The organism is Serratia sp. S4, assembly GCF_000347995.1.
Lineage (GTDB): Bacteria > Pseudomonadota > Gammaproteobacteria > Enterobacterales > Enterobacteriaceae > Serratia > Serratia quinivorans.
On sequence record NZ_KB661120.1, the window covers coordinates 3,652,285 to 3,678,695 of the forward strand.

Consider the following 26,411-nt stretch of genomic DNA (forward strand, 5'->3'; position numbering starts at 1 on the left):
TCAGCCCAGGCTGACGGTGCTGTTTTAGCCTCATGTTAAATCGTGAAGAGGACTATTCTGTGTCACGTACTATTATGTTGATCCCCACTGGCACCAGCGTCGGCCTGACCAGCGTCAGCCTGGGTGTCATTCGCTCCATGGAGCAAAAAGGCGTTAGCCTGAGCGTATTCAAACCTATCGCACAGCCACGTACTGGCGGCGATTCGCTCGACCAGACCACCACCATCATCCGCAGCAGCAACTCCACCATCACGGCGGCAGAACCACTGCGCATGAGCTACGTTGAGGGCCTGCTGAGCTCCAACCAGCAAGACGTGCTGATGGAAGAGATCGTGGCTCGCTACCACGAGAACACCAAAGACGCAGAAGTGGTGCTGATCGAAGGCCTGGTGCCGACCCGCAAGCATCAGTTCGCCAACGCGCTGAACTATGAAATCGCCAAAACGCTGAATGCAGAAATCGTGTTCGTGCTGGCGCTGGGCAACGATTCCCCGGCACAGTTGAAAGAGCGTATCGAACTGGCGCGCAGCAGCTTCGGCGGCAGCAAAAACAAAAACATCACCGGCGTGATCATCAACAAGCTGAACGCCCCGGTTGACGAGCAGGGCCGCACCCGTCCTGACCTGTCCGAAATCTTCGACGATTCCACCAAGGCCAGCGTGACCAACGTTGACCCGGCGCAACTGTTCGCCAACAGCCCGTTGCCGGTGCTGGGCTGCGTGCCGTGGAGCTTCGATCTGATCGCCACCCGCGCTATCGACATGGCCCGTCACCTGAAGGCCTCCGTGGTCAATGAAGGCGACATCATGACCCGCCGCGTGAAGTCCGTGACTTTCTGTGCGCGCAGCATCCCGCACATGCTGGAACACTTCCGTCCGGGTTCACTGCTGGTAACTTCGGCAGACCGTCCTGACGTGCTGGTTTCTGCCTGTCTGGCAGCGATGAATGGCGTAGAGATCGGCGCCATCCTGCTGACCGGTGGCTACGCCATCGACGAACCTATCAGAAAACTGTGTGAACGTGCCTTCCAGACCGGCCTGCCGGTATTTATGGTTGAAACCAACACCTGGCAGACCTCGCTCAGCCTGCAAAGCTTTAACCTCGAAGTGCCGGCGGATGACCACCAGCGTATCGAGAAAGTGCAGAACTACGTGGCCAGCCACATCAACGCCGAGTGGATCGAGTCTCTGACCGCCACCTCCGAGCGTTCACGTCGCCTGTCGCCACCAGCGTTCCGTTACGAGCTGACCGAACTGGCACGTAAAGCCGGCAAACGCATCGTACTGCCTGAAGGCGACGAACCACGTACCGTGAAAGCGGCGGCTATCTGTGCCGAACGTGGTATCGCTGAATGCGTGCTGTTGGGTAATCCGGAAGAGATCCAGCGCGTTGCTGCCGCTCAGGGCGTTGAACTGGGCAAAGGCATCGAGATTGTTGATCCGGTCGCCGTCCGCGAACAGTATGTGCCGCGTCTGGTTGAGCTGCGCAAGAGCAAGGGCATGACCGAAGTGGTTGCGCGTGAGCAACTGGAAGACAACGTGGTTCTCGGCACCCTGATGCTGGAGAAAGGCGAAGTTGACGGGCTGGTTTCCGGCGCGGTTCACACCACCGCCAACACCATTCGTCCACCGTTGCAGCTGATCAAAACCGCACCGGGCAGCTCACTGGTGTCCTCCGTGTTCTTCATGCTGCTGCCTGACCAGGTTCTGGTGTACGGCGACTGTGCGATCAACCCGGATCCAACCGCCGAGCAGCTGTCCGAGATCGCCATTCAGTCAGCCGACTCTGCTGCCGCCTTCGGTATCGAACCACGCGTAGCGATGATCTCCTACTCCACCGGCAACTCAGGTGCAGGTAGCGACGTTGAGAAAGTGCGCGAAGCAACCCGTCTGGCGCAGGAAAAACGTCCTGATCTGATCATCGACGGTCCGTTGCAGTATGACGCCGCGATCATGGCCGACGTAGCCAAGTCCAAGGCGCCTAACTCGCCGGTTGCAGGCCAGGCTACCGTGTTCATCTTCCCGGATCTGAACACCGGTAACACCACCTACAAAGCGGTACAGCGCTCTGCTGACCTGGTGTCCATCGGGCCAATGCTGCAAGGCATGCGCAAGCCGGTGAACGACCTGTCGCGTGGCGCACTGGTAGACGACATCGTTTACACCGTGGCGCTGACCGCCATCCAGTCTTCCCAGGCTGATGCTGCAGCAGTCAAAGCCTGATAATTCCTGAATTATCAGATAAAAAAAACCGGTCAATTGACCGGTTTTTTTATTTGCGCGAACACATCAGGCATTTTCATCGCTATCGCGTAGCGGCTTGCCATAAGCCTGCTCGTTGTTACGCGTCAGCCACAGCGACAACGCTTTTAGCGAGTCCGGCGTGAATTCGTCGCAGCGGGCGGTGATCTCTTCCGGCGTCAGCCAGCTCACCTCAACCACTTCTTCTTCCTGCAGCGCAAACGGGCCGTGCGATACGCAACTGAACAATGCGCCCCACACCCGGCACTGATCTTCTTCAAAGTAGAACAGGCCGTGTTCGGCGAAAGGCACGCCGGCAATGCCCAGCTCCTCTTCCGCTTCGCGACGGGCGGAATCCAGCACGTTCTCCCCGCTCTGCACCACCCCACCCGCAGTGGCGTCCAGCCAGCCCGGATAAAAATCTTTAATATCGGTGCGACGCTGCACCAGAATTTTTCCCATTCCATCATGCACCACAATATAGGTAGCACGATGACGCAGCCGTTGGGCACGCATCTGTTGGCGACTGGATTGAGCAATCACTTCGTTTTGCTCGTTGACGATATCAACCCACTCGGTATCTGCAGCCTGATCCTGTTCCGCCATCCTCTAAAACCTTCTATTTTGGCGCGATGCATCCCGCGCACTGGTTAATCAATGAGTGTTTTTCAAAGATTTTTATTGTGTGTGTATAAATTAGTGCGTTAATGCCACCTCTGCAACAGCCTTGCCGCCGAGCAAAGTGACCACACTTAAAACGCCGTCCTCCAGTATGCCATAGCTGGCAGGAAAGCCCCCCTTCGGAATGCTGACCGAGCCTGGATTAAAGCAGTAAATATCCCCCTGCCGTTCCGCCTGCGGCAAATGGCTGTGTCCATAGACCAGCACATCTCCGGCAGATAACGGCGGCAGTGCCGAAGGATGATAAAGGTGACCGTGGGTTAAAAACAATCGTCTTTTTTGTAATAGCACCTGCTGCCAGGACGCGGTGATAGGGAAGGACAGTAGCATCTGATCGACTTCACTGTCGCAGTTGCCGCGAACGGCGATGATCTTGTCGCTATAGCGATTCAATTGTTCGGCAACCTGCGCCGGCTGATACCCCACCGGCAGCGCATTGCGTGGCCCGTGATTCAGCAAATCACCCAACAGGATCAGCCAGTCGGCACCGCTTTGTTCAAAATGCGCCAACAGGCTTTCGGTGGCGGGAAGCGAACCATGTATATCCGAGGCAAATATCAGCTTCATAACCTTGTCCCTGATAAGCAAATAGGCCCTATTTTAGCGCGCCATCGCTGCGCGACAACCCACAGATGTGCCTGCGGAAAATTGTAATGCATCTTGTGGTGATAGCATCGGACGAATCTCACATAGCCTGCTATTCTTAGCTGCTATTGTTGGTAACCCTATAGAAAGATCTCTGATATACCTTTGTGCGCGGCGAAGACCGCAACAACGTGTAATGGCTTACAGATCACCTTACCGCAGGAGGCAACATGATTGACCTGTATTACGCGCCTACTCCCAATGGTCACAAAATTACCCTGTTTCTGGAGGAGGTTGGCTTACCCTACCGTATCCACCGCGTAAATATCAGCGCCGGCGATCAGTTCAAGCCGGATTTTCTGAGCATTTCACCCAACAACAAAATCCCGGCCATCGTCGACCAGCAGCCGGTTGATGGCGGTGCGCCAATCAGCCTGTTCGAATCCGGCGAAATTCTGCTGTATCTGGCGGAGAAAACCGGCAAGCTGCTGAGCAAAGGGCTACGCGAGCGTGCAGCCACGCTACAGTGGCTGTTTTGGCAGGTGGCGGGCTTTGGGCCGATGCTGGGGCAAAACCACCACTTCAACCACTACGCGCCGCAGCCGGTGCCCTACGCCATCGAACGTTATCACCTGGAAACCAAACGTCTGTATGCGGTGCTGGAAGCCGAGCTGCAAAAGCACCCTTATCTGGGCGGTGACAACTACAGCATTGCCGATATCGCCACCTATCCCTGGGTAGTGTCACACCCGCGTCAGCGCATCGATCTGGCGGATTATCCGGCGGTACGCAACTGGTTCGAACGCATCAGCAACCGCCCGGCCACCGAGCGTGCCTACAAGCTGGCTGAGCAGGATTAATTTTCCGACTCCCCGGCCTCCGGGGAGTTTCCCCCGGCTCGTTATCATTTCCCTGCTTTCCGTGTATTCTGAGCACCAATAATCAGACCTGTGGAGATTCTCTGATGTCATTCAGTCAACCCGACGCCATTATTCGTATAAAAAATCTGCGGTTGCGTACATTCATCGGTATCAAGGAAGAAGAAATCAACAACCGTCAGGACATCCTGATTAACGTGGTGATCCACTACCCGGCGGATAAGGCGCGCGACAGTGAAAACATCGACGACGCGCTCAACTACCGCACCATCACCAAGGCCATCATTCGTCACGTGGAAGATAACCGCTTCGCCCTGCTGGAAAAATTAACTCAGGATGTGCTCGATATCGTGAAACAACACGCCTGGGTAACCTATGCTGAAGTGGAGATAGATAAACTATTGGCCCTGCGCTACGCCGACTCGGTTTCGATGACCATGAGCTATCGCCGGGCCTGAAAACCACCGTTTCAGGGAGAATCGACCATGCGAGTCCTGATAACCGGCGCCACAGGATTGATAGGGAGCAGCCTGACGCAACGGCTGCTGGGCCTTTCTCATCAAATTACGGTGCTGAGCCGCAACGTGCAACGCGCACGTGAGCGCTTTGGCGAGCAGGTCAGCTATTGGTCAACGCTGCAGGACAAGCCCTCGCTGGACGGTTTTGACGCCGTAATCAACCTGGCCGGTGAGCCTATCGCCGACAAGCGCTGGAGCAAAGCGCAGAAAGAACGCCTGTGCCACAGCCGCTGGGATCTGACCGAACAGTTGGTCAAACTGATTAATGCCAGCAGCACTCCGCCCGGCGTGCTGATTTCCGGTTCCGCAACCGGCTATTATGGCGATCAGGGCCAGGCGGTGGTTACCGAAGACGAAGCCCCGCATGACGAATTCACCCATCAGCTATGCCAACGCTGGGAGTCTCTGGCTCTGCAAGCGCAAAGCGACGCCACTCGCGTCTGCCTGCTGCGTACCGGCGTGGTGCTGGCGGCCAAAGGCGGCGCGTTGGCTAAAATGTTACCGCCATTCCGCCTTGGGCTGGGTGGGCCGATAGGTGACGGCCGCCAATATCTGCCGTGGATCCACCTGGAAGACATGGTTGATGGCATCGTTTATTTACTGGATCACCAAACCCTGCAAGGGCCATTTAATATGGTGGCCCCTTACCCGGTTCACAACGAACAGTTTGCCGCTCAGCTCGCCAACGTGCTCGACCGACCTGCGTTTTTACGCGTGCCGGCCTTTGCCATGCGTTTATTGATGGGGGAAGCGGCGGTATTGGTGCTGGGTGGACAGCGAGCGGTACCAAAAAGGCTGGAAGAAGCCGGTTTCAGCTTCCGCTTTTTGGAGTTGGAACAGGCGTTGGATGATGTGGTTAATCAGCGGGGCGCAGCCCGCTGAGGATCCGATCGGGGCCAGAAAGATCTGGCCCCCAAAGCCCGTTATTTTAACGCGCCGGAAAGAAACTGCTGCAGGCGAGGACTTTTCGGATTGCCGAACAGCTCAGCCGGTGGCCCCTGCTCTTCGATCAGCCCTTTGTGCAGGAAGATCACGTGGCTGGAAACATGGCGTGCAAACTCCATTTCGTGCGTCACCACCACCATGGTTTTACCTTCTTCCGCCAGCTTCTGCATGATGCGCAGCACTTCGCCCACCAGTTCCGGATCCAGCGCCGAGGTCGGTTCGTCAAACAGTAACACCTCCGGTTCCATCGCCAACGCCCGCGCGATAGACACGCGCTGTTGCTGGCCGCCAGACAGGTGCACCGGGTATTTGCCACGGGCACGCTCGTCGATCCCCACCTTGTCCAGGTAACGTATCGCGCGCTCACGCGCCTCGGTCTTGCTCAGCCCCAGCACCTGCACCGGTGCTTCCATCACGTTCTCCAGCACCGTCATGTGGCTCCACAGGTTAAAATGCTGGAACACCATGGTCAGGCGAGTGCGCAGCAACTGCAGCTGTTTCTTATCGAAGACCTTAAGCTGGCCGTCCTTGTCGCGCACCATGCGAATGTCTTCATTATTCAGGCTGATGGCGCCTTCACTTGGCTTCTCCAGGAAGTTAATGCAGCGCAAAAAGGTACTTTTACCGGAGCCGGAAGACCCGATGATGCTAATCACATCCCCTGCGTTGGCCGCCAGCGAGACGCCTTTCAGCACTTCGTGTTCGCCATAGCGTTTATGCAGTTCGGTGACGGCTAATTTATTCTCAGACATAGTAGGTTCCCGTCATTATCAGTGATTAACGTGTGCCATCCAGCGCTTTTCCGCCTTGCGGAACAGGCTGATTAATCCGTAAGAGATGATCAGATACAGCACCGCTGCAATGCCAAAGGCATAGAACGGCTGGTAGGTCGCCGCATTGATATCTCGCGCTATCTTCAGCAGGTCCGGCACGGTGGCGGTGAACGCCAGCGCGGTCGAGTGCAGCATCAGGATCACTTCATTGCTGTAGGCCGGCAGCGCGGTGCGCAGTGCCGAAGGCAAAATGATACAGCGGTACATTTTGAAACGTGAGAAACCGTAAGCATTGGCCGCTTCGATTTCACCGTGCGACACCGAGCGTATCGCCCCGGCGAAGATCTCGGTGGTGTAAGCACAGGTGTTCAGCGTTAGCGCCAAAATGGTGCAATTTAGCCCGCTGCGGAAGAAAGCGTTGAGGAAGTCCGTCCCACGCACGATTTCCAGGCTGTACATACCGGAGTAAAACACCAGCAGCTGCACGTACAGCGGCGTACCACGGAATATATAGGTGTAGAGCCAAACCGGGAAACGCACCCAGGTGATGGAGGAAACGCGTGCCACCGCCATCGGGATCGCCAGCAAACCGCCCATCACCACCGAGGAAATCAGCAGCCACAGGGTGACGGCGACCCCGGTGAAACGGTAACCGTCGCTCCACAGCAGCGATTGCCAGTACTGTTGTAAAATCTCGATCATAGCTCAGCCCTCCGGACGCCCAGGGAATAACGCCGTTCAAGCCACAGCAGCACACCATTGGAAACGGTAGTGAAAACCAGATAAACCACACCGGCCACGATCGCAAAGAAGAACGGCTGATAGGTGCCTTTACCGGCCAATTGAGTGGCTTTCACCACGTCATTGAGGCCCAGAATAGACACCAGCGCCGTGGCCTTCAGGATCACCTGCCAGTTGTTGCCAATGCCCGGCAGGGCAAAACGCATCATCGCAGGGAACAGAATGCGGCGGAAAATTTGTGAACCGGTGAAGCCGTAGGCCGTTGCCGCTTCAACCTGCCCCTTCGACACCGCCATATAGGCACCGCGAAAGGTTTCAGTGAAATAAGCGCCGTAGATAAACCCGAGGGTGATAATGCCCGCGCTGAGCGGATCAATATCGATTTGCGCGAAGCCAAGCAGTTCGGTGAGGTTGTTGAGCGCAATTTGCAGGCCGTAGAAAATCAGCAGCATCAGCACCAGATCGGGTACGCCACGGATCAGCGTGGTATAAGCGCCAAACACGGTAGAAAGCAGGCGATTTTGGGAAAGCTTGCCGCCGGCACCGATCAAACCGATGACCAGCGCCAGCAGTACGGAACTGAGGGCCAGCTCCAGCGTCACCAGAGCCCCCTCTAATATCAATTGGGAATAGCCTTGCAGCATTTACTTCACCCTGTCGTCATTGGATCCCGAACCATCGGGGCCGGCGGGCCAGCCCCGTAGTCACAACATGGAACGGTAAGCGGCATTAACCGCCGTAGACGTCAAAGTCGAAATATTTCTTCGCATACTTGTCGTAAGTGCCGTCTTTGCGCATTTCGGCAAAGGCTTTATCCAGCGCCGCCTTCAGCTCGGTATCGGTCTTGCGCAGGCCCATGCCGGTCCCCACGCCGAAGAATTTGTCATCCTTCACCGATTCACCGGCAAATGCATAATCCTTGCCTGGAGGCTGTTTCAGGAAGCCATCGCTGCCCGCCACTTCGTCCTGGAAGGCCGCATCGATACGGCCGGATGCCAGGTCGGCATACACCAGATCCTGGTTCTGATAAGGCACGACGGTGATGCCCTTAGGCTGCCACATGGCATTGGCATAGGCTTCCTGGGTAGTCCCCTGCAGCACGCCGACGCTCTTGCCTTTCAGCGCGTCTACGGTAGGCAGCAGCTTGGAACCTTTCGGCGCGATCAGGCGGGCGTTAGCGGCATACAGCTTGTCGGTGAAGGCAATTTCCTGCTGGCGTTTTTCGGTGATCGACAGAGAAGAGATGATGGCGTCAATTTTCTTCGCCTTCAGGGACGGGATCAGCGCGTCAAAATCGCTTTCCACAAAGGTACATTTAGTATTTATGCGTTTGCACAGCTCTTTGGCCAGATCGATATCAAAACCAACCAACTCGCCCTTGGCATTTTTGGATTCAAAGGGTGCATAGGTCGGATCGGTGCCGATCTTCAGCGTTGATGGTACTGCGGCAAATGCGCTGCTTGCCGCGCTTAAAGCCAAGACTAAAGGAAGAACCTTAACCAGCTTTTTCATAAATCACCCTCAAATTGATTTTTTGATGCCACTGCGGGCATTACTTTTCCACCAAATCAATTTGCAGTAATCGTGCCACATTTGTTGCTGTAGGCGGAGGGAACGGCTCCGGCCTTCACAAAACTGTTTCCTGGGACGATAACCGCAAAATTAAATCGGCCAGTGTTGGCCGCGCCACGGGCAATGGATAAATACCAGAGCCTTGAAACAGTGAGCGTGATGAAGTGGGATCATTATGGTGCATACGCCGCCCTAATTCAGTGCGGTGTTGCACAAATGTGCTAAATTGGGGAGAAATTTGTTAATTGGCACCTTGCCAGCGGGCAAATAAATCTTGCGGTAATTCAATGTCAAACTGATCGACCACCCGGTTTACCGTTTGATCGATGATGTCTTCTACGCTGGCAGGACGATGATAAAACGCCGGTACCGGCGGCATAATCACCGCGCCCATTTCCGCCGCCTGGGTCATCAGACGCAGATGGCCGATATGCAACGGGGTTTCGCGTACGCACAGCACCAATCGGCGGCGTTCTTTCAGCACCACGTCGGCGGCCCGCGTCAGCAGACCGTCACTGTAGCTATTGGCAATACCGGATAAGGTTTTGATTGAACAGGGCAAAATCACCATACCGGCCGTTTTGAACGAGCCGGAAGAAATGCTGGCACCAATATCGCGCGAATCATGCACCACATCGGCCAGCGCCTGCACTTCACGCAGGCTGAGATCGGTTTCCAGCGACAGCGTCTGTCGCGCCGCATTACTCATCACCAAATGGGTTTCCACCTCTGCGACGTCGCGCAATACCTGTAGCAGGCGCACGCCGTAGATTGCGCCGCTGGCGCCGGAAATACCGATGATGAGTCGTTTCATAACATTTACCCTGAATAATAACCAATGATCAAAGTGGGAACTATAGCATATTCGCTATACGGTGATGCTCATCCCCACACACCACCTTCTGTGTTGTGCCAGCAATAGGCAAACACCACGCCGTTGCCCACATTTTGACATCTACTTACTCTTTAAATCCGAGGAAACAGAAATGTTCTAATTTTGGGTAAAGGAAAATACCATGAGTAAATTAACCCGTGAGCAAAGTAGCAGCGCAACAAAAATCCATTTTTCTAATCCGGCAAAAGATTGGCAATCTGAAACGTTACCCATCGGCAATGCGCGTTTGGGTGCCACATTATTCGGCCATCCCGGCAATGGAACCGTACAGTTCAATGAGCAAAGTTTTTGGGGTGGGAAAAATAACTATGACAGCGGAAATTACGACACTTCGATTACTGGTTTCGGCAGCTATCTGAATTTTGGTGAATTTAGCCTTTCAATGCATGATGAACCCCAGATAACAGGCCCAGGTAATAAAGGCACCACCAGTATCACCGAAGACCTCACCAAAAGCTTCGATCAGGAAAAGAACACCAAATGGTGCATCGTCGCACCGGGGAATAGCGTGACCTGGCAGGTGCAATTACCTGAACCGCGAGCAGTCTCTGCATATACCCTGACCAGCGCTAACGATGTGCCTGAACGCGATCCGCAAGATTGGACGTTTGCCGGCTCCAACGACAATGTTAATTGGAGTACTCTCGATAGCCAATCACATACGCAGCCTTTTGAGCAGCGCCTGATGAGCAAAGTATTCTCATTCGCCAATCAAACGCCTTACCTATATTATCGCTTGGTCTTTACACCTAAAGCCGGAGTCAGTCACTTTCAGATCGCTGAAATCGCGCTCACAGGGGTAATTCTGAACGCGGGTAAAAAAACTTACATCTCTTCACCCAGCGGGGATGCCGCAGGCGGCCCTACTGCCGGCGAAGATATCAGCAAAACTTACGACGGTCGCGATGATACAAAGTGGTGCCTGCTCAATCCGAACCGCAATATTGAATGGCAAACTCAATTTCCCCAAGACACCAGGATCACTGCTTATACTTTAACCAGCGCTAATGATATGCCAGAACGAGATCCCCATAATTGGCTGCTACAAGGTTCTGCTGATGGTTTAGTCTGGCAACTGCTGGACAGCCAGTCCCGCAGCACGCCATTTGAGCATCGAAAACAGCAAAAGCTTTTCACACTCACTCAACCCGCAACCTTTCGCTATTACCGATTTATTTTTACCCCAAAGCCTGGCATCAATCATTTTCAAGTCGCAGAGATTGGCCTTTTACAGGGGGAACAGGCCACACTGCAGCATGATAATATTATTGCCAACTATCGGCGTGAGCTGGATATCCAGCAAGGGCTGCATACTATCAGTTACCAGATAAAAGACCGCAAGATCACCTGCGAAGCCTTCGCCAGTCATGCCGATGACGTGATGGTGTTCCATTACGCTTCAAGCACGCCCAATGCATTAACCGGATCGTTGAATTTAGCTTCAGCACAGGGTGCCACAACACAGGTGGTAAATAACCAACTCACTTTCAGCGGAACGCTGGCAAACGATTTGCGTTATGCAGCGGCTATCCGCGTATTACACCGAGGCGGCACAGTCGGGCAACAAGACGGCGCACTGCAATTTCAAGCCTGTGACTCTCTGACTATCCTAATCGATGCTCGTACCGACTACCTGGCAGACTATCAGCAAAACTGGCGTTCCGGCCGCGCACCATTAACAGTGGCCAGCGAGAATCTGGATCGCGCCGCCGCGAAAGGCCTGGCTAATTTACGTAACGCCCACCTGAGCGATTTTAAAACCCTCACACAGCGTGTATCGGTAAATTGGGGTAGCAGCTCGCCGGAAGTTAAAAAGCTGCCGATGAATTTGCGCCTGCAGAAATATGCCACACAGTTTGCCGATCCTGAATTAGAGCAAACCCTGTTCTATTATGGCCGTTATTTGTTGCTAAGCGCCTCGCGCCCCGGCGGCCTCCCCGCAAACCTGCAAGGCTTATGGAATAACAGTAACTCCCCGGCGTGGGGCAGCGATTATCATAATAATATTAACGTGCAGATGAATTACTGGCTGGCGGAAAGCACCAACCTATCTGAATGCCACTTGCCATTGATAGATTTTGTGCGCAATGCGCGTAAGTCTTGCCAACTTGCTACCCAAAAAGCATTTGGTGCCAATACCCCTGGCTGGACCGCACGTACTAGCCAAAGTATTTTTGGCGGCAATGGCTGGGACTGGAATAACGTCGCCAGCGCCTGGTATATGCAACATGTTATGGAGCATTATCATTTTTCCCAGGATAAAACCTATCTGAAAGACGTAGCCTACCCACTGCTTAAAGAAACCTGTCAGTTTTGGCAAAGCCGCCTCAAAACGCGGCCGGATGGAAAATTGGTCGCCCCCAAAGGCTGGTCGCCAGAACATGGTCCGGTAGTGGATGGGGTTATGTACGATCAGCAGATTATTTGGGATCTGTTCCAGAACTATCTGGACGCCGAAAAGGTACTTAACCTCGATGCTTCGTATCGTGACACGATAAATATGCTGCAAGCCAAACTGGCACCCAACCTGATTGGCAAATGGCATCAGTTGCAGGAGTGGCAAGAAGATATTGACGATCCGGCCGATGTCCATCGCCATACTTCTCATCTGTTCGCCGTTTACCCTGGCAATCAGATCTCGCAGGCTACCACGCCGGAATTTGCCGCTGCTGCATTGGTTTCTCTCAAAGCGCGTTGCGGTGAAAAAGCCGGAGAACCCTTTACCCCAGCATCAGTCACTGGAGACAGCCGCCGTTCATGGACCTGGCCTTGGCGTTGTGCATTATTTGCCCGCCTGAAAGAACCGCAGCGAGCATTGACGATGATCAATGGCTTACTCAGTTATAACACGCTGGCCAACCTGTTCTGTAGCCACCCACCTTTCCAGATAGACGGCAACTTTGGCATCAGCGCGGCAATCACGGAAATGTTGTTACAGAGCCATGAGGGCGTAATCGAGTTACTGCCCGCCTGCCCCGAACAGTGGAAAACCGCGGGTTCGTTTGTCGGATTGCGCGCTCGTGGTGGCTATCAGGTGGATTGCACCTGGCGCAACGGTCTGGTTGAAAACGTGGCTATCACTGCCGATCGTCGCACCGATAAAAGTGCAGTCAAAGTGAGGATGAACGGCAAACTCGTTGATATCACACCACAATAAGGCCTGATACGAAAAAACCCCGCTAGCATCAGCTAACGGGGTTTTCTTTTCTACACGCCGGTGGGATCACCCTTCGTTGTGCATTTCCAGATTTTCCGCTTCGGTCTGACCACGTATTTCTTTGGCGTCGTCATTACGCAGCGATTCCAGATATTCGAGGTAGCTCTGGTCGACGTCTTTGGTGACGTAGATACCGTTGAATACCGAGCATTCGAACTGGGTGATGTCCGGGTTCTCTTCGCGTACCGCTTCAATCAGATCGTCCAGGTCCTGGAAGATCAGACCATCGGCACCGATGATCTGGCGGATTTCATCCACTTCACGGCCGTGGGCGATCAGTTCGTTGGCACTCGGCATGTCGATGCCGTAGACGTTAGGGAAGCGAATTTCCGGCGCAGCGGAAGCCAGGTAAACTCGTTTCGCCCCGGCGTCACGCGCCATCTCAACGATCTGCTCTGAAGTGGTGCCGCGCACGATGGAATCATCCACCAACAGCACATTCTTGTCGCGGAACTCGGCACGGTTGGCATTCAGCTTACGACGTACCGACTTACGGCGCGCCTGTTGGCCCGGCATAATAAAGGTACGGCCAACATAGCGGTTCTTCACAAAGCCCTGACGGTACGGCTTATCCAGGATGCGCGCGATTTCCAACGCGATATCACAAGACGTCTCCGGAATTGGGATCACCACGTCGATGTCCAAATCTTCCCACTCGCGGGCAATCTTCTCACCCAACTTCTGCCCCATGCGCACGCGGGCGCTGTAGACCGAAATCTTGTCCATAAAGGAGTCGGGGCGAGCGAAATAGACGTATTCGAACAGGCACGGGTTGGTTTTCGGGTTCTCTGCACACTGACGAGTGAACAGTTGGCCCTTCTCGGTGATATACACCGCTTCGCCCGGCGCTACGTCGCGCAGGAATTCGAAGCCCAGCGTGTCCAGTGCGACGCTCTCGGAAGCCACCATATATTCATTGCGGCCATCTTCAAGCTGACGCTTGCCGATCACCAGCGGGCGGATACCGTTAGGGTCACGGAATGCCAGCAGACCGTGACCGATGATCATCGCTACGCAGGCGTAAGCGCCACGCAGTTGCTGATGCATGGCGGCAACTGCGGTGAAAATGTTGTCGGATTCCAGCGGATAATGTTGGAAACGATCCAGCTCACTGGCCAGTACGTTCAGCAGGATCTCGGAATCGGAGGTGGTGTTGATATGGCGGCGGCCGCTTTCAAACAGCTTTTGGCGCAGCTCATGGGCGTTGGTCAGGTTGCCGTTGTGTGCCAGCGTCAAGCCGAACGGCGAGTTTACATAAAAGGGTTGAGCCTCTGAGGCACTGGAGCTGCCAGCCGTTGGGTAGCGCACATGGCCAATACCCATGTTGCCCTGCAAGCGCTGCATATGGCGTGCCTCAAACACATCCTTCACCAGACCGTTTGCCTTACGCAGACGGAACCCATTGTGGGCATCTATGGTGACGATGCCTGCGGCATCCTGGCCACGGTGCTGAAGCACCATCAACGCATCATAAATCGACTGGTTTACCGGCATAAAACCGGCGATACCGACAATACCGCACATGTTGTCTTTTCCTCATCAGCGCTACCGCCCCGGTAAATGGGTCGGCAAGAAACTCGACGTGCTCTGCAGGTAGTCAAAGAACCACCTGATGATGTAACTGAACTGGGGGATCAGCTGCGACTGTTTCCAGTCGGTACTTTGTGAGAAGCCGGTAAAGGTATCCAGGAAAAACAGTATCGCCGAAACGATCAACACGCCGCGCAGTGCGCCAAAACAGACGCCCAGCACCCGGTCGGTGCCTGATAACCCGGTTTTCTCTACCAGTGAGCTAATCACATAGTTAACAATAGCGCCTACGATCAGGGTCGCGATAAACAAGATGGCAATCGCGATGCCGTTTCGCACCAGTTCATCTTCAAAACGAGTGAAGTAGACCGCAAGGTAAGAGTAGAAATGGCTGGCAACAAAAAACGCACATCCCCATGTCACAAGTGACAATGCTTCGCGAACAAACCCTCGGATCAGGCTCACCAGAGCCGAAAATCCAATCACCGCTATAATGACGTAATCAATCCAGACCATGAACTATTCCAATGATGAATCGCCCCTGCATCCATTTCGCGGCGAATTCTAACAGAAAACGTAAACGTTTGCGTAGGGGTTTTCCTGCCCCGCTACAAATAAAAAGCGGCGATAAAAAAATTCCCAATCGCCGCGCCTACATAGGCCATTTCAGCTACGAAAGGCACATTATTTTTAATGATTATATCGGCATGACTCTATTATGGGGCACAGCATGCTGCACCCCATAAACTTAACGTACGCCGTATGGCTTCACCTGACCGCTCAAACCACTGATCGAGTTCAGCGCGGACAGAGAAGACTGCAGCTTCTGTTTTGAGGCATCCGGGCCGACGTAGATTCGGGTAATCTGGCCCTGTACCGGCGTTGATGGCACGGTAAAGGCACGGTAACCGGACAGCCTGAGCGATGCCACCACCTCGTTCACCTTGGCAGCGTTCTTCAGCGCACCGAGCTGCACCACATAAGCCTGCCCTGCCGGCGCTTTCTCCTCCGCCGGTTTCTGCACGGGTGCAGGCTCAGGCTTGGGTACTGGCGTTGGCTCAGGTTTCACCACCGGCTTCGTCTCCACCGGTTTAGGTGGCTGTACCGGTTTTGGCTTCACTTCCACCGGTTTGGTTTCTACCGGTTTAGGCTTCACCTGCGGCTGCGGCATCGGTTGCGGACGGGTTTCGACCGGCGGGGTCACCAGCGTCGGCTGCTGCGTCGGTTGGCGAACTGCCTGCTGCGCTGCTGCCTCATTGGCCGCCTGCTGCTCAACCAGTGCGCCCGCGCCTTCCGGCGGCTGTGCCGGTAGCGGTTGGCTTACCGGTGGCACCACGTCGTTTTCTTCCACATCACCGGCCTTCGGCACCAATGGAATGGCGGCGAATTCGTCTTCATAATGTTTCTTTTTACCGTCCAGCAGCCCTGGCAGGATAATCACCCCCAGCGCGACCAAAATCACGGTACCGACCAATCGGTTTTGAAATTTACTTGCCACTCACACTCCCCGCTCGTCTAACGCCGCCATAACCTGTGCAACGGTGTGGAACGATCCACAGACGATCACAATATCCTGAATATCTGCGTCCTGCATAGCCTGACGCCAGGCAGTTTCGACATCGGCAAACTGCCGCGGTTCCGTCAAATATTGCACCAACAGTTCGACGCTGGCCCCGCGCGGTCCGTCCAGCGGCGCGCAATACCACTCATCGACCTGCTCACTCAAACAGGCCAGGGTACCGGCGATGTCTTTATCCGACAACATCCCCACCACCGCTCGCACCTTGCCGCCATTGCGCGGTAAGGTCGCCAGACGCCCGGCCAGGTAACCTGCCGCATGGGGATTATGCGCCACGTCGAGGATCAGCATCGGATCGCGTCGCACAATCTGGAAACGTCCAGGCAATGTCGCCTGCTGCAAGCCGGTGAAGATTGCCCGCTCATCAATTTCCAACGCAGAAAAATGCAGCGCCGCCAGTGCCGTCGCCGCATTGGCTAATGGCACGTTGGGCATCGGCAAATCGGTCAGCAAGGTACCGCCGCCTTGCCACTGCCAGCGTTCGCCCTGTTCGCTGAAGCTCCAGGCATCGCCGCGGCGATACAGTTGGGCACCCAGCGTTTCCGCCACCTGCCCAATGGTGGCCGGCATATCCGGTTCCCCCACCACCGCCGGTTTGCCGCTGCGGAAGATCCCGGCCTTTTCGCGGCCAATGCTTTCGCGATCGTTGCCCAGCCAGTCGGTATGATCCAGCGCAATGCTGGTCACCACCGCCACGCTCGGATCGACGATATTGGTCGCATCCAGGCGGCCACCCAGCCCGACTTCCAGGATCACCACGTCAAGCTTAGCCTGTTTGAACAGTTGCAGTGCCGACAGGGTGCCAAATTCGAAGTAGGTCAGTGAAGTTTCGCCCCGGCCCGCTTCAATGGCGGCGAACGAGCGGCAGTGTTCGGCCTCACTCAGTTCATCGCCCTGAATGCGCACCCGCTCGGTATAACGCACCAGGTGCGGCGAGCTGTAGACGCCAACGCGCAAACCGGCCGCCATCAGGATGGTTTCCAGGGTGCGACAGGTGGTGCCTTTGCCATTGGTACCGGCTACGGTAAATACCGTCGGTGCAGGGGTGAGTAAATCAAGATGCGCCGCAACGCGCTGTACGCGTTCCAGGCCGAGTTCGATCGCCTGGCTGTGCAGACGTTCCAGATAGAAAAGCCACGAGCTCAATGGCGACGTGGCTTGGGGAATTTGGTGGTTTTGCATGAGTCCCGTCACTGAACTTGGGTTCATTAATCCATCAGGGCACCACCCTCACCGCGGTAAAGGCGATGCTCTCCGTTATCAGCCGTCATTTAGCCACAAAATGGCGGCTGAACCCCGCGCCGATGGCTACCGGCGCGGGGAACCTATTGATCTCAGGCGTCGGCCTGATTTTCCTGCTCGGACACCGGCGCGGCTTCATCGAAATGCGGCTGCGGCTGGTTGGTCAGCTTGGAAAGGATACTCGCCAGGGTCTGACGCATTTCCGGACGGCGTACGATCATGTCGATCGCGCCTTTTTCAATCAGAAACTCACTGCGCTGGAAGCCCGGCGGCAGTTTTTCACGCACCGTCTGTTCGATAACGCGTGGGCCGGCAAAGCCGATCAGCGCTTTCGGCTCGGCGATATTGATATCACCCAGCATCGCCAGACTGGCGGAAACGCCACCCATGGTCGGGTCGGTCAGTACCGAAATATACGGCAGACCACGCTCCTGCAGTTTCGCCAGTGCGGCACTGGTTTTCGCCATCTGCATCAGCGACATCAGCGCTTCCTGCATACGGGCACCGCCACTGGCTGAGAAACACACCAACGGACAGTTGTCTTCCAACGCCTGCTCAACCGCACGCACAAAGCGCGCACCAACCACGGACGACATGGAACCGCCGATAAAGGCAAATTCGAACGAAGCAGCAACAATCGGCATGCCATACAGCGTGCCTTTCATTACTACCAGCGCGTCTTTTTCACCGGTCGCTTTCTGTGCGGCAACCAGGCGGTCTTTATACTTTTTGGAATCCTTGAACTTCAGAACGTCTTTCGGCTCCAGTTCGCTGCCCAGCTCCACTTCACTGCCTTCATCCAGCAGAGTATGCAGACGCATACGCGCAGTCATGCGCATGTGGTGGTCGCATTTTGGGCACACTTCCAGATTACGCTCCAGCTCGGCGCGGTAGAGAACCTGGCCGCAGCTATCGCATTTAGTCCAGACCCCTTCAGGAATACTTGCCTTGCGGGTTTGGGTGATGTTGCTCTTGTTAAGAATTCGTTCAATCCAGCTCATCGATGACCTTTCTGTTTGAACCTGGCAAATGCCAGTCCGCTGTTCATGCTTTAACAATCCCCCCGAAAACACCCCTAATGAAAAAATGCCTGAGCAGAACGCGGCTAGCGCGCGCGAGGCACTGGTTTCAAGGTTGTTAACAGGAACAGACCATAAATGTCGCTCATTAAACCATATCGGCCCGACACTGTGGATAAAAAACTGGTCGAACCGACAGGTTAAGCGATGTTTTTACTGTTTTTGCTGGCGGGCAGCCGCGCGTTTATGGCGCCAAATTTCAATGATGCCCGGCAGAATTGAAACAATGATGATAGCCACGATCAACAGTTTCAGGTTTTCCTGCACGATCGGCAGATCGCCGAAGAGGTAGCCAGCATAAGTGAAGAGCAGCACCCAAACCAGTGCACCAATCACGTTGTAGGCTGCAAAATGGCGATAGGACATATGTCCCATACCGGCGACGAACGGCGCAAAAGTACGCACGATCGGCACAAATCGCGCCAGAATAATCGTTTTCCCACCGTGTTTTTCATAAAACTGGTGGGTTTTATCCAGGTAGCTGCGGCGGAAAATTTTCGAATTCGGGTTACTGAACAACTTTTCCCCGAACAGCCGCCCAATGGTGTAGTTCACCGCGTCACCCAGTATCGCCGCACCTATCATCAACGCAACCATGGTATGTACATTCAGATCGTTGGTCGGCAAGGCCGCCAGCGCACCGGCAACAAACAACAGAGAATCACCCGGCAGGAACGGCGTCACCACCAACCCGGTTTCACAAAACAGGATCAGGAACAAAATGGCGTACACCCACATACCGTATTGCGCCACCAGCTCGGCCAGATGCACGTCAATATGCAAAATAAAATCAATTACAAACTTGATGATGTCCATAGGTTCTCTCTTTTACCGGGTGTCTCACCCACCCGGCAGGTACACAAGGGAGTAACGCGTCGGGCGCGCCAGTATTTAGTCGTCAGGTAAAAACAGTGGCCCCATTGGCGGCCGGGGTATGGCAAAGTGCTCAGGGTAATCGACGCTAACCAGGTATAACCCGTCGGCCCGCGCCGTCGCCGCAGCCAGATTACGATCCTTCAGCGCCAGTAATTCGGCCATCCAGTTCTCATCCTGATTGCCGCAGCCAATTTCCATCAGGCTACCGACAATGTTGCGAACCATATGATGCACAAAGGCATTCGCCTTGATATCTACCACAATATATTCGCCATAGCGCGTAACCTTAACGTGTTTTACGTTACGCCACGGCGTGCGTGACTGACATTGCACGGCGCGGAACGAAGTAAAGTCGTTCTCGCCCAGCAGCGCCTGCGCCGCCCTTTCCATCCGTTCGGCATCCAGCGGGTGATAAAAGTGGGTCATTCCCTGCTGCAATACCGCCGGGCGATAGCGATGGTTATAAATAATGTAGCGATACCGACGCGCAGTCGCGCTGAAACGGGCATGAAAATCTTCATTCACGCCAGTCACCCAACGCACGGCAATATCCGGCGGCAGATGGGTGTTGACGCCCATCGTCCAGGCGGCGTCCTTGCGTTGCGCAGTGGTTTCGAAATGCACCACCTGACCGGTGGCATGCACTCCGGCGTCGGTACGTCCGGCGCACAACACGTTGATCGGCGCATCCGCTACCTTGCTCAACGCTTGTTCCAGACAGGCCTGCACACTGGCGACTTCCTGCTGACGCTGCCAGCCGTAATACTGGCTGCCGTCATATTCAATCCCCAGCGCGATTTTCAACGTCGGCTGGGTGGGCAAGACAACTTCAGACATCAGTACATCTGCTCCTGCACCAGACGCTCTGCGGTTTCGATCGCCATCAGCGCGCCGCCGAAACGCACGTTGTCGGCCACCGACCAGAACTGCAGGATTTCCGGAATACCATAGTCATTACGCAAACAGCCGACGCTCAGCGCATCGCTGCCAGAAGCTTCCGTCACCTGGGTCGGGTAGTCGTCTTCTTCGCTCAGTTGGATATCATCCACCTGTTCCAGCTCACTGCGTGCTTCTTCCGCAGACATCGGGCGCAACGCTTCCAGGTGAACCACCTGCGCATGGCCGTAGAATACCGGCGACTGCACACAGCTCACGGAAATCGGCAGCCCTTCGTCCTGCAGCACTTTACGCACCTGATCGACAATCAAACGCTCTTCGCGCACGCTGCCCTGTTCGTCGGCCAGCAACGGCAACAGGTTGAACGCCAACTGCTTGGCGAAAACGCCTGCTTCAGCCGGAATACCGTTCAGCAGGCGCGCACTTTGACCGGCCAGATCGTCGACCGCCACTTTGCCGCGTGCCGATACCGACATCAGGGTGGTGACGTGCAGACGGGAAAGCCCGGCCTGTTCGGTCAGCGGTTTGATTGCGGTCAGCAGTTGGCTAACCATGCTGTCGGCCACGGCAACGATATTGCGGTTACGGTAATCCGCCAGCACCTGCGGGTTCACCCCAGGCACCACCAACGGCACGTCCGGCTCCAGCGCAAACAGGCCGCTGGTGTCGATCACCAGGCAGCCCATGTTGCCGGCTTCTTCCGCGTAGCGGGCCGAAGCCTCGGTTCCGGCGACGAAGAACGCCAACTGCGCCTGTGACCAGTCAAATTCTTCCGCGTTTTGCACCAGTACCGATTTGCCGTTGAAGCGCACCGTGGCACCGGCACTGCGTTCACTGGCTAATGGATAGAGTTCGCCCACCGGGAACTGGCGTTCCTGTAATAATTCCAGCAACGCTTCACCTACCGCGCCAGTGGCGCCAAGCAGAGCGATATTCCAGCCGTCAGACATTGGGTTTCTCCAGAGTATTTATTCAAATGCAGATGGGCGGCTACTGCACCGCCCTGATAACAAAATTAGTCGCTGTGGCTTAAGAAAGCCTTATGCCGTCAGGAAACCCAGCTTGTGCAACAGCTCCGCACTGGCGCTGTCATCGCACTGGACGCGTAATGAAGACCATTCGCGGCGTTCCTGGTAATGCTTGCGCAGACGATCAAACTCGCCCGGTTGCCCGGCCACTTTGCGCAGCGGCGCATCATCGCGGCGCACATCATACACCAAGTGCATCAATCGTTTTAATTTGCCTTCATCCAGCGGCCCATTGAGTTGGATCTGGCTGAATTCGGGCACCGGCAGCAACGAGGCCAGCTCTATCTGTTGCGGCTGGCCCAGGTGGCGGCTGAAGGCCTCAAACACCTGAGTGGTGCCACGAGCCTTGCCTTCCAGCGTGTAACCGGCAATATGCGCGGTGCCAATATCCACCCGCGCCAACAACGGCAGCGAAAGCTCCGGTTCCGGCTCCCACACGTCCAGCACGGTACTCAGTTTTTTGCCTTTCTCCAGTGCCTGCAACAGCGCAGCATTGTCCACCACCGCACCGCGACAGGCGTTGATCAGAATGCGATTGTCCGGCAATGCCGCCAGCAGTTCCGCGTCCACCAGATGCAGCGAGTTGTAAGGGCCGGATTTATTCAATGGCGTATGGAAAGTGAGCACGTCGGCTTCCGCTACCAACTTTTCCAACGGCCAAAACTCACCGGCATCACCGCGTTCAGCCCGCGGCGGATCGCATAACAAGGTACGGACACCCAAGGCTTTCAGGCGGGCATCCAGACGTGAGCCTACGTTGCCAACACCGATAATACCGACGGTTTTATCCCGCAGTTGGAAACCATCGCGTTCGGCCAGCAGCATCAGCGCGGAGAACACATATTCCACCACCGCAATGGCGTTACAGCCCGGTGCGGCAGAAAAACCGATGCCCTGCTGTTGCAGCCAAACATCGTCTACGTGGTCGGTACCGGCGGTCGCGGTGCCGACAAAACCAATACGGGTACCGGCCAGCAAGGCTTCATTCACTTTAGTCACCGAACGTACCATCAGCGCATCGGCATCGGCCAGCGCATCACTCGGGATCGGACGGCCAGGCACCGCCTGCACATTCCCCAAACGACTGAACAATTGAGTCGCGTACGGCATATTTTCATCAACCAGGATTTTCACTTATTGCTCCGACGGTTTACGGCTGTTTCGCTGGGAAATAGTGTGCCACTGAATCATGCCCGGCGAAAGCGCTCGGGGGTGGTACCGGCGATTTGCTGAAACATGACAATAAACGCCGAGGCCGAGCTGTACCCTACCTCCAGCGCCACCTCCTGCACGGTTTTGCCCTGTTCCAGCAGGGACACGGCATGCAGGAAACGCAAACGCTGGCGCCATTCGCTAAATGACATGCCCAGATCCTGTTGGCAACGGCGCGACAGCGTACGTTCGGTGGTATAGACCCGGGCAGCCCAGGCGGCGAGCGACGTATTGTCCGAAGGACAGTGTTCCAGCGCCTCCAGCACCGGTGCCAGGAATTTGTCTTCGGATGACGGCAGGTAGGTTTGCTGAACCGGCGACAGATGCAGTTGGTCGATCAGCGCCCGGCACAGCCGCAGGTCCTGTTTGCTCTGCGGGATATATTGTTTGCGTGCGTAAAAATCTTCGGCAATGGCGCGGAAAATGGGCGTCACACTGACCAGACAGGGAGCGACCGGCATCCCGGCGCACAGCGGCAACGCAATATCGACCATGCGGCACTGCGCCAGGCGCTGGTTATAACAAGAGTGTTCAATTTCCGCCGGCGCCCACAGCACAAATTCCGGCGGTGCCAGAAAACGCTGACCGCCGATGCGCAGCACCATAACACCGGCCTTGACCCACATCAGTTGCCCCCAACTGTGCCGATGCGGCTGGAACTCCGTGCGGGCGTTGAACTCCTCGCAGCGGAACTGCACCGGTCGTGGTGCCGGGATCAGCGCTTCGGGGTAATGACGGATTTCTGGCATGGTTTCGTCCCGTGACTTGTCTTGTTTAGGGCAAATATTGTCTGGATATCACTATATATAATAAACCGGACACAGGTAAACTAGCCAGCATGTCCGTTGTTAATGAGAATAATTATCATGAATATGCTGTTCCCTCTGCTGGCGGTGTTGATTTGGTCAATTAATGCCGTGGTCAGCAAGCTTTCCGCTACCGCCATCGATCCGGCCGCCATCTCCTTCTATCGCTGGTTACTGGCGCTGATCACGCTGACGCCTTTCGTGCTGCCCGGCGTGATCCGTCACTGGGCGGCAATACGCGCCAACTGGTGGAAACTAATGGTTCTCGGCATGCTGGGTATGGTGTTGTATCAGAGTCTGGCTTATTACGCGGCGCACAGCGTCAGCGCGCTGTTTATGGGCATTATTGTTTCCCTGATCCCGTTACTGACCATTCTGATCAGCATAGTGCTGCTGCGAGTGGCTCCTACGGTGGGCATCGCGATCGGTAGCCTGCTGTCGCTGGCCGGTTTGATCTGGCTGGTGAGCGCCGGTAACCCGGGCGAGTTACTGCAACATGGCATCGGCAAAGGCGAATTAATGATGTTTGCCGCCACCGCCGCCTATGCGCTGTACGGCGTACTGACCAAGCGCTGGGCGATTGCGCTGCCGAACTGGCAGTCATTGTATGTACAGATTGTGTTCGGCGTGGTGTTGCTGCTGCCTAACTTCCTGATGGCGCAGGACGTTGCGCTGACCAGCCAAAATATTCCGCTGGTGCTGTTCGCCGGTATCCCGGCCTCGATCGTCGCGCCATATCTGTGGATCCACGGCGTGATGCGTCTGGGTGCCAATACCGCGTCGATCTTTATGAATCTGGCTCCGGTATTTACCGCCATCATTGCGGTAGTGTTCCTGCATGAACATCTGCACAGCTACCACTTGATCGGCGGCGGCATCACCCTGTTGGGTGTGATCCTGTCGCAGCGTCTGCGCACGCCGCTGGGCCGTAAGGCCAAGCAAACCGCAGAGTGTGAAAGTTAAGGCAGCAGTTGAAAACGCACCCGCACCAACAGGCCTCCCAGGGTGGCCGAGGTCAGCAGCTCCGGGCGGGTGCCGTGATAACGGGTGATGTCGCTGACCAGCGCCAGCCCCAAACCGGCACCGGGCTGATTACCCACGTTATCCAGCCGATGAAACGGCTGCAGCGCCTGCGCCGTATCCTGTTCGGCAATGCCCGGGCCGCTGTCTTCAATTTCCAGTACGCACTCCCCAGCCAGTTTATCGATGCTTAACCGGGCCGTGACCGTGCTCTGATTCGGGGTGTATTTCAGCGCATTGTCCAGCAGGTTGGCACAGAGTTCGGTCAGCAGCAGTGCCTCCCCTCCAACCCAACAGACGGATTCCCCCTCATATCCCAGATCAATACGTTTGCTGCGTGCCTGCGGTAACCGCGAAAAACAGGCATCGCGCAGTACCTGCGCCAGATTCACCGGCTGCAACTTGTGGTCGGCAAGATGTTCATGGGCTTTGAGCCTGGAGAGATAGAGCAGACGATCGGTCAGCGCCACGGTGTTATCCAGCGTGGTGCTCATCGCCAACAGACTTTCCCGCCACTGCTCCGGTTTATCACTGGCCAGCGCTACCCCCACCTGGGTTTTCAGCACGGTTAACGGGGTGCGTAACTGGTGCGAAGCGTCGGCGCTGAAACGCTCCTGACGCGCCACCATCAGCCGCAGTCGTTCAATATAACGGTTGAATGCCAGCAACAGCGGCTGCATTTCCGACCAGGGCAACACCATCGGCAACGGCGTCAGTTCGCCCGGATCGCGTCGCAGCATAATGCCGGAAAGTTTGCGCATCGGCTTAAGCACCCGCTTGAGTAGCGCAAAGGCCAGGATCATGGTCAACACCACCACCGTTCCCTGGCTGAGCAAGGCGGAAAGCATCATTTGCCGCGCCAGATAGCGGCGCGATTCCAGCGTCTCCGCCACCAGAATTGTCGCCATGCCCATCACACCCGACTCGTTGACCGGCTGATACAGCGCGGCCACGCGGATCGGCCGGCCGCGATATTGGGCATCATAAAAATGCACCAGCGCCGGATACAGACTGGAACGCAGGATATGGGGCGGCATCGGCGGCAAATCGTTATAGCCTGAAATACTGTCGCCCTGCGGGGAGATCACTTCGTAATAAAGCTGATCGTTCATGTTGCGCTCGAAACTGTCGAGTACCACATAGGGCACGTCCGCTTCCAGTCGGCCATTGCGCACCACCAGCCGCTCCGCCACGGTGCGTGCCGAAGCCAGCAAGGTGCGATCGTAGGCCAGCGTAGCGGCATTCATCGCGCTGAAGTAGTGGGTATATATCGAGATGCCGCCCAGCACCAGCAGTGGCAGGCCAAAGAACAACAACAGTTGATAAAACAGTGATCGTGGCGCGTTAAACCACCTCATTGCAAAGCTCCAGGCTGTAGCCCAGACCACGCAGGGTGATGATCGCCACATTGCTGCCCTGCAGCTTTTTCCGCAGCCGATGAACGTAGAGTTCGATGCTTTCCGGGTTGGCTTCATCAGACAGGGTAAATACCTGTTCAAACAGCTGCTGTTTGGCAACCGGGCGGCCACGCCGGTGGATCAAGGCGGTCAGCACCGCCAACTCTCGTGGCGTCAACTGCAGCGGTTTGTCGTCGAGCTGGAAATAACCTTCATCGTGATAGGTCAGCGCACCATACTGCAGCGCCTGCTGGGTAACGCCGACGCTGCGGCGCAGCAACGCCCGAATACGCGCTTCCAATTCATCGAGTTCGAACGGCTTGGTCAGGTAGTCATCGGCCCCCAGATTCAGCCCTTTGACGCGATCGGCAACGTCGGTTCTGGCCGTCAGCAACAGCACTGGCAAATCCTGCCCGCGCTTGCGCAGCCGGGCCAACAGTTCCAGACCATTCAGCCGCGGCAGCGCTACATCCAGTACCACCAGCGCATAGGTCTCGTTTAACAACAGGTGGTCGGCCGCCAGCCCGTCCGGCGCGACGTCGACAGCAAAACCGACGCCGGTCAGCGCCTTTTGCAGCCAGTGGGATAACTCGGGATGGTCTTCAACCAATAACAGACGCATGTTTCCATTCCATTGATTTAGCTATGCCTATGCCCTCGGTGAAATAACCACCAGGCCAGGATGACGGCCAATTAACAT

At 55.7% G+C, this 26,411-nt stretch carries 25 protein-coding genes; 6 read left to right on the forward strand and 19 right to left on the reverse strand.

Going from position 1 to position 26,411, the window contains the following annotated elements:
• Window positions 1-59 precede the first annotated feature (59 nt).
• Window positions 60-2,222 carry a phosphate acetyltransferase gene (pta, locus tag SERS4_RS0117715; protein ID WP_026142463.1) on the forward strand — a complete coding sequence of 721 codons (2,163 nt, stop codon included), beginning with the start codon at window positions 60-62 and terminating at the stop codon, window positions 2,220-2,222.
• Between the two features lie 66 nt (window positions 2,223-2,288).
• Here the strand turns inward: pta and yfcD are convergent, their stop codons facing one another.
• A complete protein-coding gene (yfcD, locus tag SERS4_RS0117720) occupies window positions 2,289-2,846 on the reverse strand; it encodes an NUDIX hydrolase YfcD (RefSeq protein ID WP_012146032.1) in 558 nt (185 codons plus the stop codon).
• Between the two features lie 90 nt (window positions 2,847-2,936).
• Window positions 2,937-3,488, reverse strand: a complete 552-nt coding sequence (yfcE, locus tag SERS4_RS0117725) for a phosphodiesterase (protein ID WP_012146033.1) — start codon at window positions 3,486-3,488, stop codon at window positions 2,937-2,939.
• A gap of 248 nt (window positions 3,489-3,736) precedes the next feature.
• Between yfcE and yfcG the strand changes: the two genes are divergently transcribed.
• The 3 genes from yfcG to SERS4_RS0117740 all read left to right on the forward strand — a co-directional run bounded on the left by yfcG (window position 3,737) and on the right by SERS4_RS0117740 (window position 5,784).
• The gene (gene yfcG / locus SERS4_RS0117730; protein WP_017893497.1) at window positions 3,737-4,366 is read left to right on the forward strand and encodes a GSH-dependent disulfide bond oxidoreductase; all 630 of its coding nucleotides are present in this window, start codon (window positions 3,737-3,739) and stop codon (window positions 4,364-4,366) included.
• A gap of 104 nt (window positions 4,367-4,470) precedes the next feature.
• On the forward strand, window positions 4,471-4,842 hold the full coding sequence (folX, locus tag SERS4_RS0117735; RefSeq protein WP_012146035.1) for a dihydroneopterin triphosphate 2'-epimerase: 372 nt from the start codon (window positions 4,471-4,473) through the stop codon (window positions 4,840-4,842).
• A gap of 27 nt (window positions 4,843-4,869) precedes the next feature.
• Complete coding sequence (locus SERS4_RS0117740; protein WP_017893498.1) at window positions 4,870-5,784, forward strand: TIGR01777 family oxidoreductase; 915 nt, start codon at window positions 4,870-4,872, stop codon at window positions 5,782-5,784.
• A gap of 41 nt (window positions 5,785-5,825) precedes the next feature.
• Here the strand turns inward: SERS4_RS0117740 and hisP are convergent, their stop codons facing one another.
• From hisP to SERS4_RS0117765, 5 genes are all read right to left on the reverse strand, one after another.
• Entirely contained in the window at window positions 5,826-6,599 is a 774-nt protein-coding gene (gene hisP, locus SERS4_RS0117745) for a histidine ABC transporter ATP-binding protein HisP (RefSeq protein WP_012146037.1), read from the reverse strand.
• 18 nt (window positions 6,600-6,617) lie between these two features.
• Entirely contained in the window at window positions 6,618-7,322 is a 705-nt protein-coding gene (locus tag SERS4_RS0117750; protein WP_012146038.1) for an ABC transporter permease, read from the reverse strand.
• Window positions 7,319-8,005: a histidine ABC transporter permease HisQ gene (gene hisQ, locus SERS4_RS0117755; RefSeq protein ID WP_017893499.1), complete on the reverse strand. Its 687-nt coding sequence runs from the start codon at window positions 8,003-8,005 to the stop codon at window positions 7,319-7,321. The genes SERS4_RS0117750 and hisQ overlap by 4 nt, the downstream gene beginning before the upstream one ends.
• A gap of 85 nt (window positions 8,006-8,090) precedes the next feature.
• Window positions 8,091-8,873 carry a histidine ABC transporter substrate-binding protein HisJ gene (gene hisJ / locus SERS4_RS0117760; protein ID WP_012146040.1) on the reverse strand — a complete coding sequence of 261 codons (783 nt, stop codon included), beginning with the start codon at window positions 8,871-8,873 and terminating at the stop codon, window positions 8,091-8,093.
• A gap of 301 nt (window positions 8,874-9,174) precedes the next feature.
• A complete protein-coding gene (locus tag SERS4_RS0117765) occupies window positions 9,175-9,747 on the reverse strand; it encodes a UbiX family flavin prenyltransferase (RefSeq protein WP_017893500.1) in 573 nt (190 codons plus the stop codon).
• Window positions 9,748-9,949: 202 nt separating this feature from the next.
• Here SERS4_RS0117765 and SERS4_RS0117770 point away from each other — a divergent pair, with 202 nt between their 5' ends.
• Window positions 9,950-12,985, forward strand: coding sequence for a glycoside hydrolase N-terminal domain-containing protein (locus SERS4_RS0117770; protein WP_017893501.1), 3,036 nt, complete (start codon window positions 9,950-9,952; stop codon window positions 12,983-12,985).
• A gap of 66 nt (window positions 12,986-13,051) precedes the next feature.
• On the opposite strand, the gene purF is transcribed toward SERS4_RS0117770, so the two are convergent.
• The 10 genes from purF to SERS4_RS0117820 form a co-directional block, all read right to left on the reverse strand.
• Window positions 13,052-14,569 (reverse strand): amidophosphoribosyltransferase, encoded by a 1,518-nt coding sequence (gene purF, locus SERS4_RS0117775; protein WP_012146042.1) that lies wholly within the window; start codon window positions 14,567-14,569, stop codon window positions 13,052-13,054.
• Window positions 14,570-14,590: 21 nt separating this feature from the next.
• Window positions 14,591-15,091 (reverse strand): colicin V production protein, encoded by a 501-nt coding sequence (gene cvpA / locus SERS4_RS0117780; protein WP_012146043.1) that lies wholly within the window; start codon window positions 15,089-15,091, stop codon window positions 14,591-14,593.
• 232 nt (window positions 15,092-15,323) lie between these two features.
• Window positions 15,324-16,073, reverse strand: coding sequence for a cell division protein DedD (gene dedD / locus SERS4_RS0117785; RefSeq protein ID WP_017893502.1), 750 nt, complete (start codon window positions 16,071-16,073; stop codon window positions 15,324-15,326).
• Window positions 16,074-17,336 carry a bifunctional tetrahydrofolate synthase/dihydrofolate synthase gene (folC, locus tag SERS4_RS0117790; RefSeq protein WP_017893503.1) on the reverse strand — a complete coding sequence of 421 codons (1,263 nt, stop codon included), beginning with the start codon at window positions 17,334-17,336 and terminating at the stop codon, window positions 16,074-16,076. It abuts the gene before it with no gap.
• Between the two features lie 152 nt (window positions 17,337-17,488).
• Complete coding sequence (accD, locus tag SERS4_RS0117795; RefSeq protein ID WP_012146046.1) at window positions 17,489-18,397, reverse strand: acetyl-CoA carboxylase, carboxyltransferase subunit beta; 909 nt, start codon at window positions 18,395-18,397, stop codon at window positions 17,489-17,491.
• A 231-nt stretch (window positions 18,398-18,628) separates the two neighbouring features.
• Window positions 18,629-19,291 (reverse strand): DedA family protein, encoded by a 663-nt coding sequence (locus tag SERS4_RS0117800; protein ID WP_012146047.1) that lies wholly within the window; start codon window positions 19,289-19,291, stop codon window positions 18,629-18,631.
• A 75-nt stretch (window positions 19,292-19,366) separates the two neighbouring features.
• Window positions 19,367-20,188, reverse strand: coding sequence for a tRNA pseudouridine(38-40) synthase TruA (gene truA, locus SERS4_RS0117805; RefSeq protein WP_017893504.1), 822 nt, complete (start codon window positions 20,186-20,188; stop codon window positions 19,367-19,369).
• On the reverse strand, window positions 20,188-21,198 hold the full coding sequence (locus SERS4_RS0117810; protein WP_017893505.1) for an aspartate-semialdehyde dehydrogenase: 1,011 nt from the start codon (window positions 21,196-21,198) through the stop codon (window positions 20,188-20,190). The genes truA and SERS4_RS0117810 overlap by 1 nt, the downstream gene beginning before the upstream one ends.
• 90 nt (window positions 21,199-21,288) lie before the next feature.
• On the reverse strand, window positions 21,289-22,410 hold the full coding sequence (gene pdxB / locus SERS4_RS0117815) for a 4-phosphoerythronate dehydrogenase PdxB (protein WP_017893506.1): 1,122 nt from the start codon (window positions 22,408-22,410) through the stop codon (window positions 21,289-21,291).
• 53 nt (window positions 22,411-22,463) lie between these two features.
• A complete protein-coding gene (locus SERS4_RS0117820) occupies window positions 22,464-23,237 on the reverse strand; it encodes a helix-turn-helix domain-containing protein (RefSeq protein ID WP_017893507.1) in 774 nt (257 codons plus the stop codon).
• A 117-nt stretch (window positions 23,238-23,354) separates the two neighbouring features.
• Between SERS4_RS0117820 and SERS4_RS0117825 the strand changes: the two genes are divergently transcribed.
• The gene (locus SERS4_RS0117825) at window positions 23,355-24,257 is read left to right on the forward strand and encodes a DMT family transporter (RefSeq protein ID WP_017893508.1); all 903 of its coding nucleotides are present in this window, start codon (window positions 23,355-23,357) and stop codon (window positions 24,255-24,257) included.
• Here SERS4_RS0117825 and SERS4_RS0117830 read toward each other — a convergent pair.
• The gene (locus SERS4_RS0117830) at window positions 24,254-25,672 is read right to left on the reverse strand and encodes a sensor histidine kinase (protein WP_017893509.1); all 1,419 of its coding nucleotides are present in this window, start codon (window positions 25,670-25,672) and stop codon (window positions 24,254-24,256) included. The genes SERS4_RS0117825 and SERS4_RS0117830 overlap by 4 nt on opposite strands.
• Window positions 25,659-26,333, reverse strand: coding sequence for a transcriptional regulator TctD (gene tctD, locus SERS4_RS0117835; RefSeq protein ID WP_017893510.1), 675 nt, complete (start codon window positions 26,331-26,333; stop codon window positions 25,659-25,661). The genes SERS4_RS0117830 and tctD overlap by 14 nt, the downstream gene beginning before the upstream one ends.
• Between the last annotated feature and the right edge of the window lie 78 nt (window positions 26,334-26,411).

Bases quoted from the DNA above. Each gene is read 5' to 3' on its own strand.
- hisJ (WP_012146040.1), bottom strand. From the start codon at position 8,873: ATGAAAAAGCTGGTTAAGGTTCTTCCTTTAGTCTTGGCTTTAAGCGCG.
- tctD (WP_017893510.1), bottom strand. From the start codon at position 26,333: ATGCGTCTGTTATTGGTTGAAGACCATCCCGAGTTATCCCACTGGCTG.
- cvpA (WP_012146043.1), bottom strand. From the start codon at position 15,091: ATGGTCTGGATTGATTACGTCATTATAGCGGTGATTGGATTTTCGGCT.
- SERS4_RS0117830 (WP_017893509.1), bottom strand. From the start codon at position 25,672: ATGAGGTGGTTTAACGCGCCACGATCACTGTTTTATCAACTGTTGTTG.
- folC (WP_017893503.1), bottom strand. From the start codon at position 17,336: ATGCAAAACCACCAAATTCCCCAAGCCACGTCGCCATTGAGCTCGTGG.
- yfcG (WP_017893497.1), top strand. From the start codon at position 3,737: ATGATTGACCTGTATTACGCGCCTACTCCCAATGGTCACAAAATTACC.
- SERS4_RS0117810 (WP_017893505.1), bottom strand. From the start codon at position 21,198: ATGTCTGACGGCTGGAATATCGCTCTGCTTGGCGCCACTGGCGCGGTA.
- hisP (WP_012146037.1), bottom strand. From the start codon at position 6,599: ATGTCTGAGAATAAATTAGCCGTCACCGAACTGCATAAACGCTATGGC.
- folX (WP_012146035.1), top strand. From the start codon at position 4,471: ATGTCATTCAGTCAACCCGACGCCATTATTCGTATAAAAAATCTGCGG.
- truA (WP_017893504.1), bottom strand. From the start codon at position 20,188: ATGTCTGAAGTTGTCTTGCCCACCCAGCCGACGTTGAAAATCGCGCTG.
- SERS4_RS0117770 (WP_017893501.1), top strand. From the start codon at position 9,950: ATGAGTAAATTAACCCGTGAGCAAAGTAGCAGCGCAACAAAAATCCAT.
- purF (WP_012146042.1), bottom strand. From the start codon at position 14,569: ATGTGCGGTATTGTCGGTATCGCCGGTTTTATGCCGGTAAACCAGTCG.
- SERS4_RS0117740 (WP_017893498.1), top strand. From the start codon at position 4,870: ATGCGAGTCCTGATAACCGGCGCCACAGGATTGATAGGGAGCAGCCTG.
- SERS4_RS0117825 (WP_017893508.1), top strand. From the start codon at position 23,355: ATGAATATGCTGTTCCCTCTGCTGGCGGTGTTGATTTGGTCAATTAAT.
- SERS4_RS0117820 (WP_017893507.1), bottom strand. From the start codon at position 23,237: ATGCCAGAAATCCGTCATTACCCCGAAGCGCTGATCCCGGCACCACGA.
- yfcD (WP_012146032.1), bottom strand. From the start codon at position 2,846: ATGGCGGAACAGGATCAGGCTGCAGATACCGAGTGGGTTGATATCGTC.
- SERS4_RS0117750 (WP_012146038.1), bottom strand. From the start codon at position 7,322: ATGATCGAGATTTTACAACAGTACTGGCAATCGCTGCTGTGGAGCGAC.
- SERS4_RS0117800 (WP_012146047.1), bottom strand. From the start codon at position 19,291: ATGGACATCATCAAGTTTGTAATTGATTTTATTTTGCATATTGACGTG.
- accD (WP_012146046.1), bottom strand. From the start codon at position 18,397: ATGAGCTGGATTGAACGAATTCTTAACAAGAGCAACATCACCCAAACC.
- yfcE (WP_012146033.1), bottom strand. From the start codon at position 3,488: ATGAAGCTGATATTTGCCTCGGATATACATGGTTCGCTTCCCGCCACC.
- SERS4_RS0117765 (WP_017893500.1), bottom strand. From the start codon at position 9,747: ATGAAACGACTCATCATCGGTATTTCCGGCGCCAGCGGCGCAATCTAC.
- hisQ (WP_017893499.1), bottom strand. From the start codon at position 8,005: ATGCTGCAAGGCTATTCCCAATTGATATTAGAGGGGGCTCTGGTGACG.